The following is a 15,742-nucleotide window of genomic DNA, read 5'->3' as shown; positions in this document are numbered from 1 at the left end:
AGCCGGTGTTAGGCGTTAGTCTTGGGCTAATTCTTTTTCTAACTGTTGGGCGATAGCTTCGGGCGATCCGCTGTTGCGGGCAAACAGTCCATAAGCGGCGGGGATCACGAAGATAGTGAATAAGGTTGCCAGTAAAATCCCCGACAACACCACTACACCAATCACAAAACGAGTTTCAGCACCCGCGCCTACCGCCAATACCAATGGCACGGCACCAGCAGCAGTGGTGATCCCTGTCATTAAGATAGGTCGTAACCGCTGCGCTGACGCTTGAATAATAGCCTTATCAAAATCAACGCCTTTATCCCGCAATTGGTTAGCAAACTCGACAATCAAGATGCCATTTTTCGCGGCTAACCCGACCAGCATAATAATGCCTATCTGACTGTAAATATTAAGACTCTGCCCCGTAAGCCACAAACCAATTAAGGCGCCGACGGTAGCCAGCGGCACAGTAAGCATGATCACCACAGGGTGGATATAACTCTCAAACTGCGCCGCGAGCACGAGGAATACAATCCCCAGTGCGAGGATGAATACGAAGTACATAGAGCTACCCGACTCTTGATAATCGAGAGATTGGCCCTTGTAGCTAATCACCGCTTCCGCTGGCAAATAGGTACGCGCCAATTGATTCATATAATCAAGGGCTTCACCTAGACTATAACCATCTTCTAAACTGGCTTCTATGGTGATCGCACGCATACGATTGTAACGGTTCAGCGAACTGGCGTCGGCAAACTCCTCCACAGTCACTAAGTTAGACAGCGGAATAAGCTCCTGACTGCGCTCGGAACGAACATAGATATTTTGCAGATCCGCCGCAGTATTTTGATTATCGCGCTCGCCTTCAACGATCACATCGTATTCTTCACCGTCACGCATAAACGTCGTCACTAAGCGTGAGCCCAACATGGATTCCAACGTACGACCAATGTTTGAAATCGACACCCCAAGGCTCGCCGCTCTGTCTCTGTCGATGACGACACGAAGTTGAGGCTTAGTCTCTTTATAATCGTGATCTAATCCCAATAATTTAGGATTCTGTGCCGCCTTTTGCATCATGATATCGCGCCAGCGGGCAAGCTCTTCGTAGCTAGGTCCACCAATCACAAATTGCACAGGTTTACCTACGCCGCGACCAAAGGCTTGGCGCATTACAGGGAACGCTTGCACTCCGGCGAGATTGGCAAGACGCTTATTAATGTCGACGATAACTTCCTTTACTGGACGACGTTTGCCCCAGTCTTCCAGTACTATGATTGCCATACCGTTAGAGAAATCCGCCGCGCGGCCAAAGCCACGGGGGGCACGAATGAGCAGACGTTTGATATCACCCGTTTCGACCAATGGCATCAAGCGGTTTTCCACTTCATTCATATAGGATTCTATGTATTCGTAACTCGCGCCCTGTGGCCCATTGACCATCAAGAATAACGAACCACGGTCTTCCTGTGGTGCAAATTCTTGCGGTACTTTTTGGACTAAATAGACACTAGAACCTAATGCGACTAACACCAGAATCGACACCAATATCGGGTGGGCCATGGCGGATTTTAAGGACAATTGGTATCGGTTGGACACTTTTGTCATTATGCCGTCGACCTTACGCACCAACCAAGAATCCTGCGAGCTCGGCTTAAGCAACTTAGAGCACATCATGGGCGTGAGTGTGAGCGCCACTAGGCTAGAGAACAGGACAGCCGCACTCATGGTCACGGCAAACTCTTTAAAGAGTTTACCTAAATCACCCTCAAGGAAAGTGATTGGCATAAATACCGCGACCAACACGAGTGTGGTCGCGATGACAGCAAAAGCCACTTCACGCGCACCGAGAAAAGCAGCTTTGAGTGGTGAATCTCCTTCCTCGATACGTCTATGGATGTTTTCCAGCATCACAATCGCATCATCCACCACCATACCAATGGCGAGGATCATTGCCAATAAGGTCAAGAGGTTAATGGTATAACCTAGCGCATACAGCACAATAAAGGTGCCGAGCAGAGACACAGGCACAGTGATCGCAGGGATCAACATAGCGCGCACACTGCCAAGGAACAGATAAATCACGATAATCACTAAAATCATCGCAGTGAACAGGGTTTGATACACTTCTTTAATCGAGGCTTCGATAAACACTGAGCTATCGTAGCTGCGTTTAATCGACATCCCCGCTGGCAAGGTCGGGTTGATTTTGTCAACCAGCGCGTTCACTGCGCGCGCCACTTCTAACGTATTGGCGGTTGACTGTTTAGACACGCCTAAACCTATCATTGCCTCTTTGTTGCCACGGAACATAATCCGCTCTTCATCAGAGCCAATTTCCACCCGTGCGACATCGCTCAGTTTGACTAAATAACCGTCTTCCCCTTGGGTGATCACTAAATTTGCGAAATCTTCGGCAGTGCGATAACCCCGCTCCAGTCGCACTGTAAAGTGCCGCTCCTTCGACTCTATCGAACCAGCAGGTAACTCGACGTTCTCAGCTCTGAGCGCGGCCTCAACATCGGCAACCGTTAAACTGCGAGAGGCCAAGGCTTGTCTGTCAAGCCAAACGCGCATGGCGTAAACCTTACCACCACCAATACGCATCCGCGCCACACCATCGACCACCGAAAAGCGGTCCGACAAATAACGGTTGGTGTAATCGGTCAATTCTAGGGTCGTCATTTGATCTGACACAAGATTGAGCCACATGATCACTTCATCACTGCCATTGGCCTTTTGTACTTCTGGGGGATCAGCTTCATCGGGTAAATTGTCGAGTAAACCTGAGATCCTGTCGCGCACATCGTTAGCTGCATCTTCAATATTACGACTAATATCAAACTCTAAGGTAACCGATGAGCGGCCATCACTGCTCGATGAACTCACGTGACGAATGCCTTCGACGCCACTGATCCTGTCTTCGATCAATTGGGTAATGCGGCTTTCCACCACGGCAGCACTGGCACCGCGGTAATTCGTGTCGATAGATACCACTGGCGGATCTATATTCGGGTATTCGCGCAGGGGTAATTTATCAAAGGAGACAAGCCCGAAAGCGACCAGCAACAAGCTGATCACTGAGGCAAATACGGGACGTTTGACCGAGAGATCAGTAAGGATCATACACTTGGCTCCGCGTTCGTATCGGCAAGATAACTAAACTTTTCCGCGAACTCAGTTTGCACTTTATCCCCAGGATGAACTTTCAGTAAGCCGCGGATCACTACGTTTTCGCCCAAGGCTAAACCATCTAAGATCTCCACCCAGCCACGGGTGCGAATACCAATAGTGACTTGTTTACGTTCAATCACCTTGTCAGCATTGACGCTGTAAACATAATGGCTGTTTTGGATCGGGATAATGGCAGATTCAGGCAACATCAAGGCCTCGCGGCTACGCTTGATGAGTTTGACCTTCATCAACATGCCCGGTAATAAACGCAGTTCAGGATTGGGGATTTCGGCGCGAACGATCACTGTGCGCGTGGTTGGATTCACGCGGCTATCAATCGATGTCACCACACCTTTGAAAGTCACATCAGGGAAAGCGACCGCTTTGGCTTCAACCTTTTTACCTAGTTCTAAATCTTGAATAAAGCGCTCTGGCACTGAAAAATCGAGCTTAATGGTAGAAATATCATCCAATGTCGTAATTACAGTGCCGGGTGACACTAAGCTGCCCACACTGATTTGACGTAAACCTAAACGGCCATTAAAAGGCGCCAGAATACTGCGATCATTGAGTGATGATTGCGCCTGTTCGAGCTCGGCACGGGTGGTATCAATAAGGGTTTGTAATCTGTCGCGTTCTAACTCGGCCACAGTGCGGCTAGTCACCAACGAACTGATCCGAGCTAATTCACGTTGATTATCAATGACTTTGACTTGCGCGGCTTTAACCTTAGCGATCTGCTCAGCATTTTGCAGTTGGACTAATAACTCGCCCTTTTTAACAATGTCGCCGTCATCAAATTTAAGCGCTATCACCATGTCGGTGACTTTAGGCGTTATCGTTACAGATTCTGCGGCTTTATTGCTACCAATAGCTTCAACTTCATCGCGAATGGGCGCCATAGCGGCAGTGGCAATCACTACATTAGGTATGAGTTTAATCTGGGCTACAGTAATCTCTTGCGGTTGCATGGCTTGGTATCCAAACCATGCCGCGGCCAATATGGCGATTATTAGAATAATTTTTTTCATCGGGCTTCCAAGGAATGACTCGCATTAATGACGGCTAGTTTACTCACTCACATCATCGCATCAATACGTTTTACTTTTTCTTACAAATTACGCTGATAGCGCAAAATATGTATGATTAAGTGTCCTTGGCGATATCAATGGCAGAGTTGCCAGAATGCAGTACGATAACAAGGTTGTTAAGTGATTAATTTTACTTATTGCCACTAAATCAACATTTATCACTAAAACCATTTGAAAAAGATTGGTATATAGATAATTTAATTCTGCAACACAGATCGCCTAGATAATCGACAATCCCCTGCTTAAAACTCAAATTGCAGCCAATAAAAAAGGGCGATAATTCGCCCTTTTCTAGTCAACTGCTGAAATTAACGTATTTGACGTTCTTCTTTCATAAGGTTTGACAGTGACTGGTACACATTGCTAACTACTTCATCGCTTAATGGCTGATCTTCGTTATCGCGAAGGAAGATTTTCGTTTCTTCTGGAGTATCACCATCTTCAAGCAGTAAACGGTAGCTACCTTCTTTCAGTGCTAACTTATCTTCGCCCCACAATGAACTCCAGAAACCAGAGTTATCGTCAAACTTGATAAAGTACAATCCTTTAGCACTATCCATATCGGCAATTTCAAAGCCCATTTCTGGTAGCACTATGCGTAGACGATCCCACACTTGCTTGTAAGAGGCTTTAGCAGACCAGTAAGCTTTACCTTCTTCAGGTGTTACGAGATCAACATTAATACCTAAGGTTTGCTTCAAACGATTCGATTGGATCGCTTGGTCGCGCTTAACGCTGATATACGCAATGGCGCTGTTCAGCATATCAATAGTGTATCTTTGCTTATCTTCACCGCTTAATAAAACTTGTTGCGCTTTATCGTCGTAGAACTCTTCGTGTTCAACTAAGTGAATAACGATATTGGCAGTGCGACCATGTGGACGCGTTTCCACGTCAAAACGATAGCGTTGGCGCAACAGATAAACTTTATCCGCACCCCACATGCTCGATTCAATCACTTCACGGCTTTCAATCCAATCGGTTTCTATGTTGCCTTTGTCAAAATCACGGCTACGAACAGCAATACCTTTTTGAGCAAAGAAACCATCTAAGTTTGTGAAGATTTCTTGCTTCAAATCCACAGCATTGTCGATGGATTCAACCACGATTTTAATGTTGTCACTGCCCTCTTCCACATGAGTACCTTCCGCCATTGGCAGTACTTGCAGTGGCGGACGGATATCTAAGTTTTTGCCATACAGCGAAGCATTCACTTTAGAACCCAGTGCTGGTACATCGAATTCTTTATTGTAGGGTGGCGTTTTTAATCCCGCGGGGATCTTAAGCAAAGGCGCTTGCTCGGCCTGAACATAGTCGTCGTTACCGTTCGCTTGGCGGCGATCAAGTGGCGAACTACAGGCTGCAACTGCAGCAACTAAGATCAGTGGAGTGACTTTCTTTAACATTAATTATTTAACCTCTATCTGGGCACGAGTCATTGCTTCTATCAACAGACCATGACATTGCTCAGAAAGTTCAGTCAAAGGTAAACGAATATGGCCACATTCAATCAAACCCATACGATGGGCAGCCCATTTTACTGGGATAGGGTTGGCTTCACAAAACAGTGTGCTATACAAACCGCGCAGCGGGGTATCTATGCTCTGAGCCAACTCGCCATTGCCCGCGAGCGCCGCATCACACATAGCTTTAAAAGCCTTTGGTACTATGTTGTTAGCAACAGAAATTACGCCATTTCCACCTAAGAGTAAAAACTCTCTGGCAGTGGCATCATCACCGCTATACAAGAGGAAATCGTCGCCACACAGTTCGCGCAGACGTTTTACACGGGATAAGTCACCGGTCGCCTCTTTTACACCAATAATGTTGCTCACGCTAACAAGCTCGGCAACAGTTTCTGGCAGCATATCAACGGCAGTACGGCCTGGAACATTATAAAGAATTTGTGGAATATCTGTGCTAGCGGCCACAGCTTTATAATGCGCAATCAATCCCTTAGGCGTTGGCTTATTATAATATGGCGTTACGCCAAGCATAGCGGCAACACCCACCTTAGATAAGGACTTGGTGAGCTCAACGGCTTCAGATGTGGCATTGGCGCCATTGCCACCAATGACAGGAACACGTCCCGCAGCAAATTTAACGGTTTGTGAAACGACCGCTACATGCTCAGGCATAGGCAGAGTCGCTGACTCGCCAGTAGTACCAACGGCCACAATGGCATCTGTGCCTTGGTCAATATGGAATTCGACTAACCTTTCAAGACTTGCAAAATCTACTGAGCCATCACTGTTCATTGGCGTGATTAAGGCTACGATGCTTCCGTTTATCATCTGACTTTCCCCAAGATTTCAGGATTCGCTATGGTACTGATGCCAACCACTAATGACAAGCATTAACGGGGCTCTCAAATTGAATTAGTTATGGTAGCATTACATCCCGCACAAAAACTCAGCTTTAACCCTGAGTTTTCGCTCTATGATATCGAAAAAGTGAGGAAAATTCATGACCAATTTCCTGGTCGTAACAGCGATGGGTCTCGACCGTCCTGGACTTGTAAGTAAACTAGCTCGACTTGCCAGTGACTGTGACTGCGATATCGTCGACAGCCGTATGGCATTATTTGGTAACGAATTTACCCTGATTATGATGTTGTCAGGCTCGTGGGCATCAATAACGAAAATTGAAAGTATGTTCCCCAGTCTCAGCGTTGAGTTAGAACTGCTGACGGTGATGAAACGCACCTCTAAACACACACCACAAAACTACCTTTCTCGCCTCGAAGTACGCTTCACGGGTAAAGACCAACGCGGCACCATTAAACGCATTACCCAGTTCCTTGCTGACAGGTCATTAGATCTTGCCGCAGTACGTTCATTTTCTGAGGAACTCCCCGGTGGTGAGCAAACGCAAAATGTGTCGCTAACCATTAATATTCCTGAAAAAGTTGAACTAGAAAAGCTCGAACAGAGTATCTATCAGCTCGCCCAAGATATGACCTTAGATTGTACTATTCGTCGTATGGAAGGCACTGCCATCTTAGAGGACAGAGGATAATAGATGAATACCTTAACGGCTGGGGCAAAAGCGCCTCACTTTACACTGCAAGATCAACATGGCAACTCAGTATCGCTGGCAGACAGCCTTAAGCAAGGCCCTGTTTTAGTGTATTTTTACCCGAAAGCATCAACGCCGGGTTGCACAGTTCAAGCCTGCGGTCTACGTGACAGTAAAGCCGAGCTCGATAGTCATAATGTCACTGTATTTGGCATTAGCCCAGATCCTGTGGCTAAACTGGCTAAATTTGCTGAAAAACAAGCACTCAACTTCACTTTACTGAGCGATGAAGACCACAGTGTCGCCGACGCTTTTGGGGTCTGGGGTGAAAAGAAATTCATGGGAAAAACCTATGATGGCATCCACAGATTAAGCTTCCTTATCAATACCGACGGCACCATCGCCCACGTATTCGATAAGTTTAAAACCAAAGATCACCATGAAGTCGTACTCGCGCAAATCGCGGGTTAATGACAGATATGACGATGAATACAAGGCTTCAAGCTGCTGCTTTAATCGGCACAAAAGTGTAAACGTGTCAGTTGAACTTGGTAGCCTGAATAAATAATCGGCAATCGATAACGAAAAGGTCCTGAAATCAGGACCTTTTTCATGAAAAATTTTCACTTTCATATCACAAGATACGGTCTAACCGAGCAAAAAAACCGCAAAAGTATTCAGCTATGCCCGTATTCTATGGCATCCCAACACCGGTTATCCTGCTACATAGGGCCAAATAATCGCAGCGGCAATGCTCCACATGGTTAACCAAATAAAACGGTCAAGATAACGCCATGCCGCTGGGCGAGTAAAAATGGGCGCTAACAAACGCGCACCAAAACTTAAGCCAAAAAACCAAATAAATGATGCCAGTACGGCACCCGCGCCAAACCAAGGCCGATCAAAATCATCAAATTGAGTGCTAATGCTGCCGAGCAACACCACAGTATCAAGATACAAATGCGGATTAAGCAAACTAATCCCAAGCGTCGTCAATACGGCTTTCTTAAATGTGTCCGCATTATCGGCTTGATCCATCTCAATGCCCTTAGCCACAAACGACGCCTTTAGCGCATTCGCACCATACCAGAGTAGAAACGCGGCGCCACCGAAACTCGCCACATGCTTAATAGTGGGAAACGACTCAATAATATGTCCTAGCCCCGCGACACCCGCAGTGATCATCAGCGCATCGATGATAGAGCAGAGCAAGGCAATCGGTAACGGGTATGAGCACTTGATGCCTTGCTTGAGCACAAAGGCATTTTGCGCGCCCACAGCAATAATCAAACTCCCACCAATCCCCATACCCTGTATAAATGCCGCTTGCATAATCACCTCTCATGTTCAAAGAAGGCGCTAGCATAGTCAAAACAACAAAATTAATATAACTAATGTTTTTTATGTATCATAAGTAAAATTAATAACCGTCCAAACACACTCATTTGAGGATGACTATGCTGGAATACGCCAATCTCAAAGCGCTCGCCGTTGTGGTCTCGGAAGGCGGCTTCGATCGCGCCGCTAAAGTGCTGCACATCACCCAGTCGGCTGTATCACAGCGCATTCGACAACTTGAAGAAAAAGTCGGTCAGTCACTGCTTATTCGCTCCAATCCTGTGGTCGCAACGCCCACAGGTAAGCGCCTGCTGCGCCACTATTCACAGGTACAATTACTAGAGAGTGAATTAAGAGCTGAGATGGACGCCGACGATCCCAACCATCCAACCACAGTGCGCATCGCTGTGAATGCCGACAGTTTGGCCACGTGGTTTTTACCTGCGCTAGCAGGCATGTTCAGTCGCCACGCTTGGTTATTGGAATTAATTGTCGATGATGAGTCTTACACCCATCATCTATTGAAAAATGGTGAAGCGGTCGGATGTGTCACCACAACCGAAGTGCCGATGGCGGGTTGCAGCAGTGAGTTTTTAGGCACCATGGAATATTTGTGTGTGGCCACACCCGAATTTGCTGCGCGCTATTTTGGCGACCTGAGCGATACTCCATCATTTAGTGACACCTCGTCATTCAACACCATCAACCAAGCTCAGTTAGCAAAGGCGCCTGCAGTAGTATTCTCCACCAAAGATAAGTTGCATGAGAAGTTTCTCGCCCAGTATTTCAATATGACGCCAGGGCAATGGTGGCAACATACGATCCCCTCCTCAGAAAGCTTTTTAGAAGCGATTAACTTGAGTTTAGGTTATGGACTCGTTGGGCATTTACAAGCTAAACCATTAATCGATAAAGGGATACTGATTGAGATCACCCCTGAACGGCGCATGCGCGTGCCGCTGTTTTGGCAGCATTGGAATATCAAAGCAAAACAAACGACACTGGTTTACCGTGCCCTTGCGGCAACAGCGCAGCATAATTTGCTGCAGGTATGATTTGTTGCATCAAGACAGAACGCACAACCCGCATGAATCTACAGCGATTTACCTGCGATGGTATTTAACGCGGTGTGATGATTCTCATAGCGGCGTCTTTTTGCTTCATCAAATGTGAGTTAAATGGCAGGCATAAAAAATCGGGCTCAAACCAAAGTTTGAGCCCGAAATTGTGAGTCTTAAAACTTAAAATCTAACTCACTATCTATTAGCTTGCTCTTAACGCAGCAATACGTTTCTCTAATGGAGGATGACTCATCATCATTTCTGCCATTGAACGTTTGCCGTTAATACCGAAGGCTGACATTTGTGCAGGCATTGCCGTACTTTCAGGGCCTTGGCGTAAACGCTCAAGCGCAGCAATCATCTTACCTTTACCCGCTAAACGTGCCGCACCTTCATCGGCTTTATACTCACGAATACGTGAGAAGTAAGCGACGATAATTGAAGCCAAGATACCGAATAGCATATCCAGTACGAAAACAACGGCCATGTAAGCGAACATACCTAAACCTTCGCCTTCTTCATCATTACTCGACACGAAGTTGTTGATAATACCAGCAACCACACGGGCCGCGAAGATCACGAACGTGTTAACCACACCTTGGATCAGTGTCAAGGTCACCATGTCACCGTTAGCTACGTGGCTCACTTCGTGGGCTAATACGCCTTCAATTTCATCTTGGCTCATGCCATATAACAGACCCGTACTGACAGCCACTAATGAATTGTCTTTACTTGGACCAGTAGCGAACGCATTCATGTCAGGCGATTGATAAATCGCCACTTCTGGCATTTTAATCCCTGCTTGCTTAGCTTGACGGGCAACCGTCTCCACTAACCAACGTTCGGTACTGTCACGTGGGGTAGTGATGACTTCACAACCCATGGTCTTTTTCGCCATCCATTTTGAAATGGCTAAGCTGATAAAGGCCCCACCGAATCCAAAAATGGCAGCGAACACCAGCAGTCCACCCATAGTAGACGTGTTCACGCCTAGAATAGACATCACAATTGAGGCTACTAGCAACACAGCTAGGTTAGTCGCAATCAATAGAAATATACGCTTCATTTCAGCTCCTTTAGGGCAAGAATAGGCCATTTAACTTTGTTCAAAGACATAATATGTCCAAATCATCGAAATTCAAGTGGTAAAAGAAAAGAGTTTTTAAAATAGGTTATTTTTCTCGTATATAGACACTGCCTTTCATGGCCGAGAGTCTAGGGACAGTATATTAATCGAAACTTAAACTTATGCCCAAGCAACCTCAAGATACGAGTTTCATCGCGTTCTGAGAGCTTTAATTCAAGGCGCATCAATCTCTGACTTTTGCATTGATGCCACACAGAAGTAGAATGCCCAGAACGCTCCATCTTGGTGGGGATCACTATCTTGAAAAACACCACCGCTAGCCGTGCTATGGCGCAATTCTGCTTTAACTCTCTATGTTTATCGGAATTAATCTTTGTTAACATACCAATACACTCCGAGATTTCAGGATACAAAATGACAATCAACGCCCTACTACTGAGCAGCTCTCGTGTCGGTGATACGCCTTATCTTGCCCACGCGATCCCTTTTATTAAACCGCTCACCGCCAACGCACAAAAATGGATTTTTATCCCCTATGCAGGGGTTAGCATGAGTTATGACACTTATTTAGCGTCTGTCGTGACTGGGCTAGCTGAGCTTGAACTCGATATCAGTGGTATTCATCAGCATCCAGACCCTAAACAAGCAATAAAAGATGCCGATGGTATTTTAATCGGTGGGGGTAACACCTTTCACCTGTTACACCAACTATATCGTTATGATCTGGTCGCGCTTATTCGTGAGCAAGTCGCCCTTGGTAAACCTTATATCGGCTGGAGCGCGGGTTCAAACGTATCGGGACTGAGTATTCGCACCACTAATGATATGCCGATCATCGAACCGCCTTCGTTCAACGCATTAAACTTAGTGCCGTTCCAGCTCAATCCACACTATTCCAATTACCAAGCACCGGGCCACAATGGTGAAACCCGTGCCCAACGGTTATTAGAATTCACTAAAGTCGACCCATTAACCCCAGTGATCGGCATAGTTGAAGGCTCAGCTTTGTGGCGACAAGGAGACACACTATCACTCTTAGGTGACAAACCTGCGTATTTATTCTGTGGTGAGCAGCAAGAGATCCTAATTCCTGTGGGCAGTGACCTATCGCACTTACTCAAGTCATAATATCCACGTTAGCATATCTAAATGGGCTCACAGTTAATACCGTGAGCCTGAATCACTCATTAGCAATAATTAAGATTAACTATTTGATATTGTAAGCTTTTAATTAACACTATCGATTCAACTGCACCAATTTTGTGTAAAAACGCCACTGAATTCAATGAGAACAGTGTTAGCTCAGCCAAGACAGTTTTTACTGCAGTACCAATTGCTATTACTTATCGTAAAATCACACCGCAAAGTATTGAGAACGGCACCTAAAATAGCGCCAAGCATAATTTATGTTACAAATCTCTAGCTACGCAGGTAAAATTATCCCTTACCTCAGCTACTCGAATCCCACGACTGAGGATTTTATAGCAGACAAGTTATTAATATTTAGGGATTAGATAGACTGAAGCATACATTGTGCCTATGAATCAGCGTCATTTTAGTAAGGAGTTTCCATTTTGCGAATGAATCTTATGATGAATTACCCTACCGGTTATCCGGCATTACTCAAAAAACTACCTTTTGTCATCTTGACCGCCATCGTCTATGTCGTCGGCATAAACAACGTCAATGCCGCAGCGGCAGAGACAACACCAACGCCTGCACCAGAGAAGAAATCTAAAAAATTCTCCCAAGACACAGTCATTGAACTCGCTCAACAACTGTCGCAAAAGCCATTTAAAGAAGCGAAAAAAGCACCTAAAGAACTGGTTGATCTCGATTTCGCGACCTATGGTAAAATCAATTACCAAGAAAATGCCGCGATTTGGGGCGGAACACCGACCAAATTTTCGGTACAACTTTTTGCTCCAGGCTTTCTCTATAAAAACCTTGTCGATATCGACGTGGTCGAAAACAGCAAAGCTATTCCAATTGAGCTAACAGAAGCTTCATTCGATGTCCCTAACGACACCATTGAAAAACTCATCACTCAAGTGGGCCAATACGCGGGTGTGCGTTTACATTACCCTATCAATGATGATGAAATAAAAGATGAATTTATCATGTTTCAAGGTGCGAGCTATTTTCGCGTGCTCTCTAAAGGGCAAACCTATGGCTTGTCTAATCGTGGTTTAGCGATTGATGTCGCTCAGCCAAAAGGTGAAGAATATCCCCTGTTTAAGCGTTTCTGGGTCGAGCGTCCATCTAAATATCAGACGGCAATTGTGGTTCATGCTCTGCTAGATAGCCAAAGTGTCACTGGCGCCTATCGTTTTGGTATTTATCCCGGCGCACCATCACGTGTCGAAGTGGATGTAACCTTATTCCCACGCAAAGATATCCAGCATGTGGGTCTTGCACCGCTGACCTCTATGTTCCTCTTTGGCGGACTCGATAACTCAGATAAACCCGATTACCGCCCACAAGTACATAACTCCGACGGCCTACAAATCGATCGCGGTAATGGCGAGCGCCTATGGCGTCCATTAAATAATCCTAACAAACTGCAGATCAGTGCTTTTGGCGATGAAGATATAAAGGGGTTTGGTCTTATCCAGCGCCATCGTAAATTTGAAGACTATCAAGATCTGAGTGCGAACTATCAACTTCGACCTTCAGCATGGATTGAACCCCTCAATGATTGGGGCAAAGGCCAACTGGTGTTGCTTGAAATTCCCTCTAATGCTGAAACCAACGACAACATAGTTGCCTATTGGGAGCCGCAAGGCGGACTGAAAAAGGATCAGCCCTATAAATACTCCTATCGCATAACAGCCTCAAACGACAGCCCTTCTACGGCGTCAAAAGCACGTGTTGTCCGCAGTACTAAGGGGCAAGTCTTAGCAAAAGGCAAAGAATTACTTATTGATTTCAGTAACATCAAGCCGCAAGATATTGATAAAATTATCATCGATGCCAGCATCAGCAAAGGTAAAATCCTGTCGTCTCGGATTGTCGCCCACCCAGACATCAATGGCGCTCGAGTATTTATCAGCTTCGAACCAGAAAGTACCAATGTAGCCGAACTGAGAATACAGCTTAAGAAAGACGATAAACCACTTGCAGCGACTTGGCTGTACCGCTGGAATAGCGATGATTGGCAATAAGCTGATATTCACTAGTATCACTGTCTAACAAGCATAAACTGACCGAGTAAATGAATAAAAGCGCCAGTTTTTACTGGCGTTTTTTTATGCCTAGGGTTTTATTTATAGGCTTACTATTTATAGGTTTTATCTCTAGCATAAATAGAACAAGCCAAAGCTAAAAACTCACGATCTGCTTTTCAGCAAACATAATCCCATACCTTATCGCTCGACTTCTCTGCCAGCATAACTGCTGGCTTACTTCAAAATGACACTATCAGCTTAAAACGTAGCACTATTGTGTGATTTTAGGGTTATTAGCCTCTCCTGATGTGCGTCGCCGCAAGGACCTCTGCGAACTAAAGTAAGCAGTAAGTTAAGTGCGTCAGTCAAGTTTGACCTTAAACCCCTCACAAAGAATGCCGACTAAAAGTAGAAATCTAAATGCAAAAAAGCCTCGATATAAATATCGAGGCTTTTTCTTTTTTGGTACCCGAGGCCAGACTTGAACTGGCACGCTGTTACCAGCGAGGGATTTTAAATCCCTTGTGTCTACCGATTCCACCACTCGGGCAAACTCTGAATATTCATGACGGGAATCATGTCAAAAATATTATTAACTCTAAATCATTAACGCTTAACACTAATAAATCTATTTAATAAAGCCTATTGAAGATTCGGACTTTATTTTTACCATCACTATCAAAATAATGGTACCCGAGGCCAGACTTGAACTGGCACGCTGTTACCAGCGAGGGATTTTAAATCCCTTGTGTCTACCGATTCCACCACTCGGGCAAACTCTTGATATTAACGACGGGAATCGTGTCATTAATATTTTAATCTATGGAGGCGCGACCCGGAGTCGAACCGAGATCGACGGATTTGCAATCCGCAGCATAGCCATTCTGCCATCGCGCCATAGTTGCTAACTCATGTTGAGTAGAATTAGACTTTAAAAATATTGGAGCGACATATCGGGTTCGAACCGATGACCTATACCTTGGCAAGGTATCGCTCTACCAACTGAGCTAATGTCGCATCTTGTTTTACTAGTCACTCAGATAAACAAAGCATTTCACTTTATTACCTAGCTAATATCAAACATCAATATTTGGTAACGTTAAGACTTTGTTTGCACATTGCCTCTTGTCTACGGGGTGGCATTCTACCGATTTACCACCCAGTGTCAACCGCTGTTTTATCGATAACTTACTGCTTGCACACTAAATAATCTCTTTGATTTTTTATTGCACTATTCAGCGGTAAGATCTTTCCAAGCGGCTAAAATGTAACTCATCATTGACCAAAACGTTAATACAGCGGCGATATATAACAGTACAAATGCGGCATTAGTCATTAAAGGATTGTATTGCCAAATCAGCCCAATAATTGCCACCATTTGCGCAGCCGTCTTATATTTACCAATCCAAGACACGGCGACAGTACCACGTTTACCAATTTCAGCCATCCATTCCCTCAACGCTGAAATGACAATCTCGCGACCAATCATAAACAGGGCGGGCAATGTCAGCCAGATATTCGCGTATTGATCGACCAACAAAACTAAAGCTGTAATCACCATCAACTTATCAGCGACTGGGTCAAGAAAAGCGCCAAAACGAGTTAATTGTTTCAATTTACGGGCAGCATAACCATCTAATGCATCCGTTAACGCCGCGAGCCAAAAGGTAAATGCGGCAACAAAAGGGGTCCAGTCATAGGGTAAATAAAACAGCACCACAAAAATGGGCAGTAAAAAAAGCCTGAAAAGAGTTAATGCTATAGGTAAGTTAAACGGCATGATCAAACCAGTTAGTCAAAAGCAGCGCCAATCTTGCCTTA

General features: G+C 45.3%; 12 protein-coding genes and 4 tRNA genes. 5 read left to right on the top strand and 11 right to left on the bottom strand.

What is annotated here, in order from left to right; all coding sequences use genetic code 11:
- Positions 1–15: 15 nt before the first annotated feature.
- The 4 genes from HUB64_RS20420 to dapA all read right to left on the bottom strand — a co-directional run bounded on the left by HUB64_RS20420 (position 16) and on the right by dapA (position 6,544).
- Positions 16–3,111 (bottom strand): efflux RND transporter permease subunit, encoded by a 3,096-nt coding sequence (locus HUB64_RS20420; protein ID WP_131523289.1) that lies wholly within the window; start codon positions 3,109–3,111, stop codon positions 16–18.
- Positions 3,108–4,190, bottom strand: a complete 1,083-nt coding sequence (locus HUB64_RS20415) for an efflux RND transporter periplasmic adaptor subunit (protein ID WP_173497739.1) — start codon at positions 4,188–4,190, stop codon at positions 3,108–3,110. Before HUB64_RS20415 ends, HUB64_RS20420 begins: the two co-directional genes overlap by 4 nt.
- A 368-nt stretch (positions 4,191–4,558) precedes the next feature.
- Positions 4,559–5,656: an outer membrane protein assembly factor BamC gene (gene bamC, locus HUB64_RS20410; protein WP_028759650.1), complete on the bottom strand. Its 1,098-nt coding sequence runs from the start codon at positions 5,654–5,656 to the stop codon at positions 4,559–4,561.
- 3 nt (positions 5,657–5,659) lie between these two features.
- Positions 5,660–6,544 carry a 4-hydroxy-tetrahydrodipicolinate synthase gene (gene dapA / locus HUB64_RS20405; protein WP_113940880.1) on the bottom strand — a complete coding sequence of 295 codons (885 nt, stop codon included), beginning with the start codon at positions 6,542–6,544 and terminating at the stop codon, positions 5,660–5,662.
- Between the two features lie 172 nt (positions 6,545–6,716).
- Between dapA and HUB64_RS20400 the strand changes: the two genes are divergently transcribed.
- Positions 6,717–7,268, top strand: coding sequence for a glycine cleavage system protein R (locus HUB64_RS20400; RefSeq protein ID WP_028759648.1), 552 nt, complete (start codon positions 6,717–6,719; stop codon positions 7,266–7,268).
- A gap of 3 nt (positions 7,269–7,271) precedes the next feature.
- Positions 7,272–7,739 (top strand): thioredoxin-dependent thiol peroxidase, encoded by a 468-nt coding sequence (bcp, locus tag HUB64_RS20395; protein ID WP_113940881.1) that lies wholly within the window; start codon positions 7,272–7,274, stop codon positions 7,737–7,739.
- 243 nt (positions 7,740–7,982) lie between these two features.
- Here the strand turns inward: bcp and HUB64_RS20390 are convergent, their stop codons facing one another.
- Entirely contained in the window at positions 7,983–8,600 is a 618-nt protein-coding gene (locus HUB64_RS20390) for a LysE/ArgO family amino acid transporter (protein ID WP_173497738.1), read from the bottom strand.
- A 125-nt stretch (positions 8,601–8,725) separates the two neighbouring features.
- On the opposite strand from HUB64_RS20390, the gene HUB64_RS20385 reads away from it, so the two are divergent.
- Positions 8,726–9,661 (top strand): LysR family transcriptional regulator ArgP, encoded by a 936-nt coding sequence (locus HUB64_RS20385; RefSeq protein WP_173497737.1) that lies wholly within the window; start codon positions 8,726–8,728, stop codon positions 9,659–9,661.
- A gap of 208 nt (positions 9,662–9,869) precedes the next feature.
- On the opposite strand, the gene htpX is transcribed toward HUB64_RS20385, so the two are convergent.
- Positions 9,870–10,733, bottom strand: coding sequence for a protease HtpX (gene htpX, locus HUB64_RS20380; RefSeq protein ID WP_006082065.1), 864 nt, complete (start codon positions 10,731–10,733; stop codon positions 9,870–9,872).
- Positions 10,734–11,168: 435 nt separating this feature from the next.
- Here htpX and pepE point away from each other — a divergent pair, with 435 nt between their 5' ends.
- Both pepE and HUB64_RS20370 read left to right on the top strand, forming a co-directional pair.
- Entirely contained in the window at positions 11,169–11,882 is a 714-nt protein-coding gene (pepE, locus tag HUB64_RS20375) for a dipeptidase PepE (RefSeq protein WP_173497736.1), read from the top strand.
- 452 nt (positions 11,883–12,334) lie between these two features.
- On the top strand, positions 12,335–13,918 hold the full coding sequence (locus tag HUB64_RS20370; RefSeq protein WP_249195627.1) for a glucan biosynthesis protein G: 1,584 nt from the start codon (positions 12,335–12,337) through the stop codon (positions 13,916–13,918).
- Between the two features lie 466 nt (positions 13,919–14,384).
- On the opposite strand, the gene HUB64_RS20365 is transcribed toward HUB64_RS20370, so the two are convergent.
- The 5 genes from HUB64_RS20365 to pgsA form a co-directional block, all read right to left on the bottom strand.
- A tRNA-Leu gene (locus tag HUB64_RS20365) sits at positions 14,385–14,471 on the bottom strand.
- Between the two features lie 137 nt (positions 14,472–14,608).
- Positions 14,609–14,695 (bottom strand) — tRNA-Leu (locus HUB64_RS20360).
- A gap of 49 nt (positions 14,696–14,744) precedes the next feature.
- A tRNA-Cys gene (locus HUB64_RS20355) sits at positions 14,745–14,818 on the bottom strand.
- Between the two features lie 44 nt (positions 14,819–14,862).
- Positions 14,863–14,938, bottom strand: a tRNA-Gly gene (locus HUB64_RS20350).
- Positions 14,939–15,152: 214 nt separating this feature from the next.
- Positions 15,153–15,701, bottom strand: coding sequence for a CDP-diacylglycerol--glycerol-3-phosphate 3-phosphatidyltransferase (pgsA, locus tag HUB64_RS20345; RefSeq protein ID WP_028759642.1), 549 nt, complete (start codon positions 15,699–15,701; stop codon positions 15,153–15,155).
- Positions 15,702–15,742: the final 41 nt, after the last annotated feature.

Source organism: Shewanella sp. ISTPL2 (assembly GCF_013283205.1).
Taxonomy (GTDB): domain Bacteria; phylum Pseudomonadota; class Gammaproteobacteria; order Enterobacterales; family Shewanellaceae; genus Shewanella; species Shewanella oncorhynchi.
The sequence above is the reverse complement of the archived record's forward strand: the minus strand, read 5'-3'. Positions and strand labels throughout refer to the sequence as shown.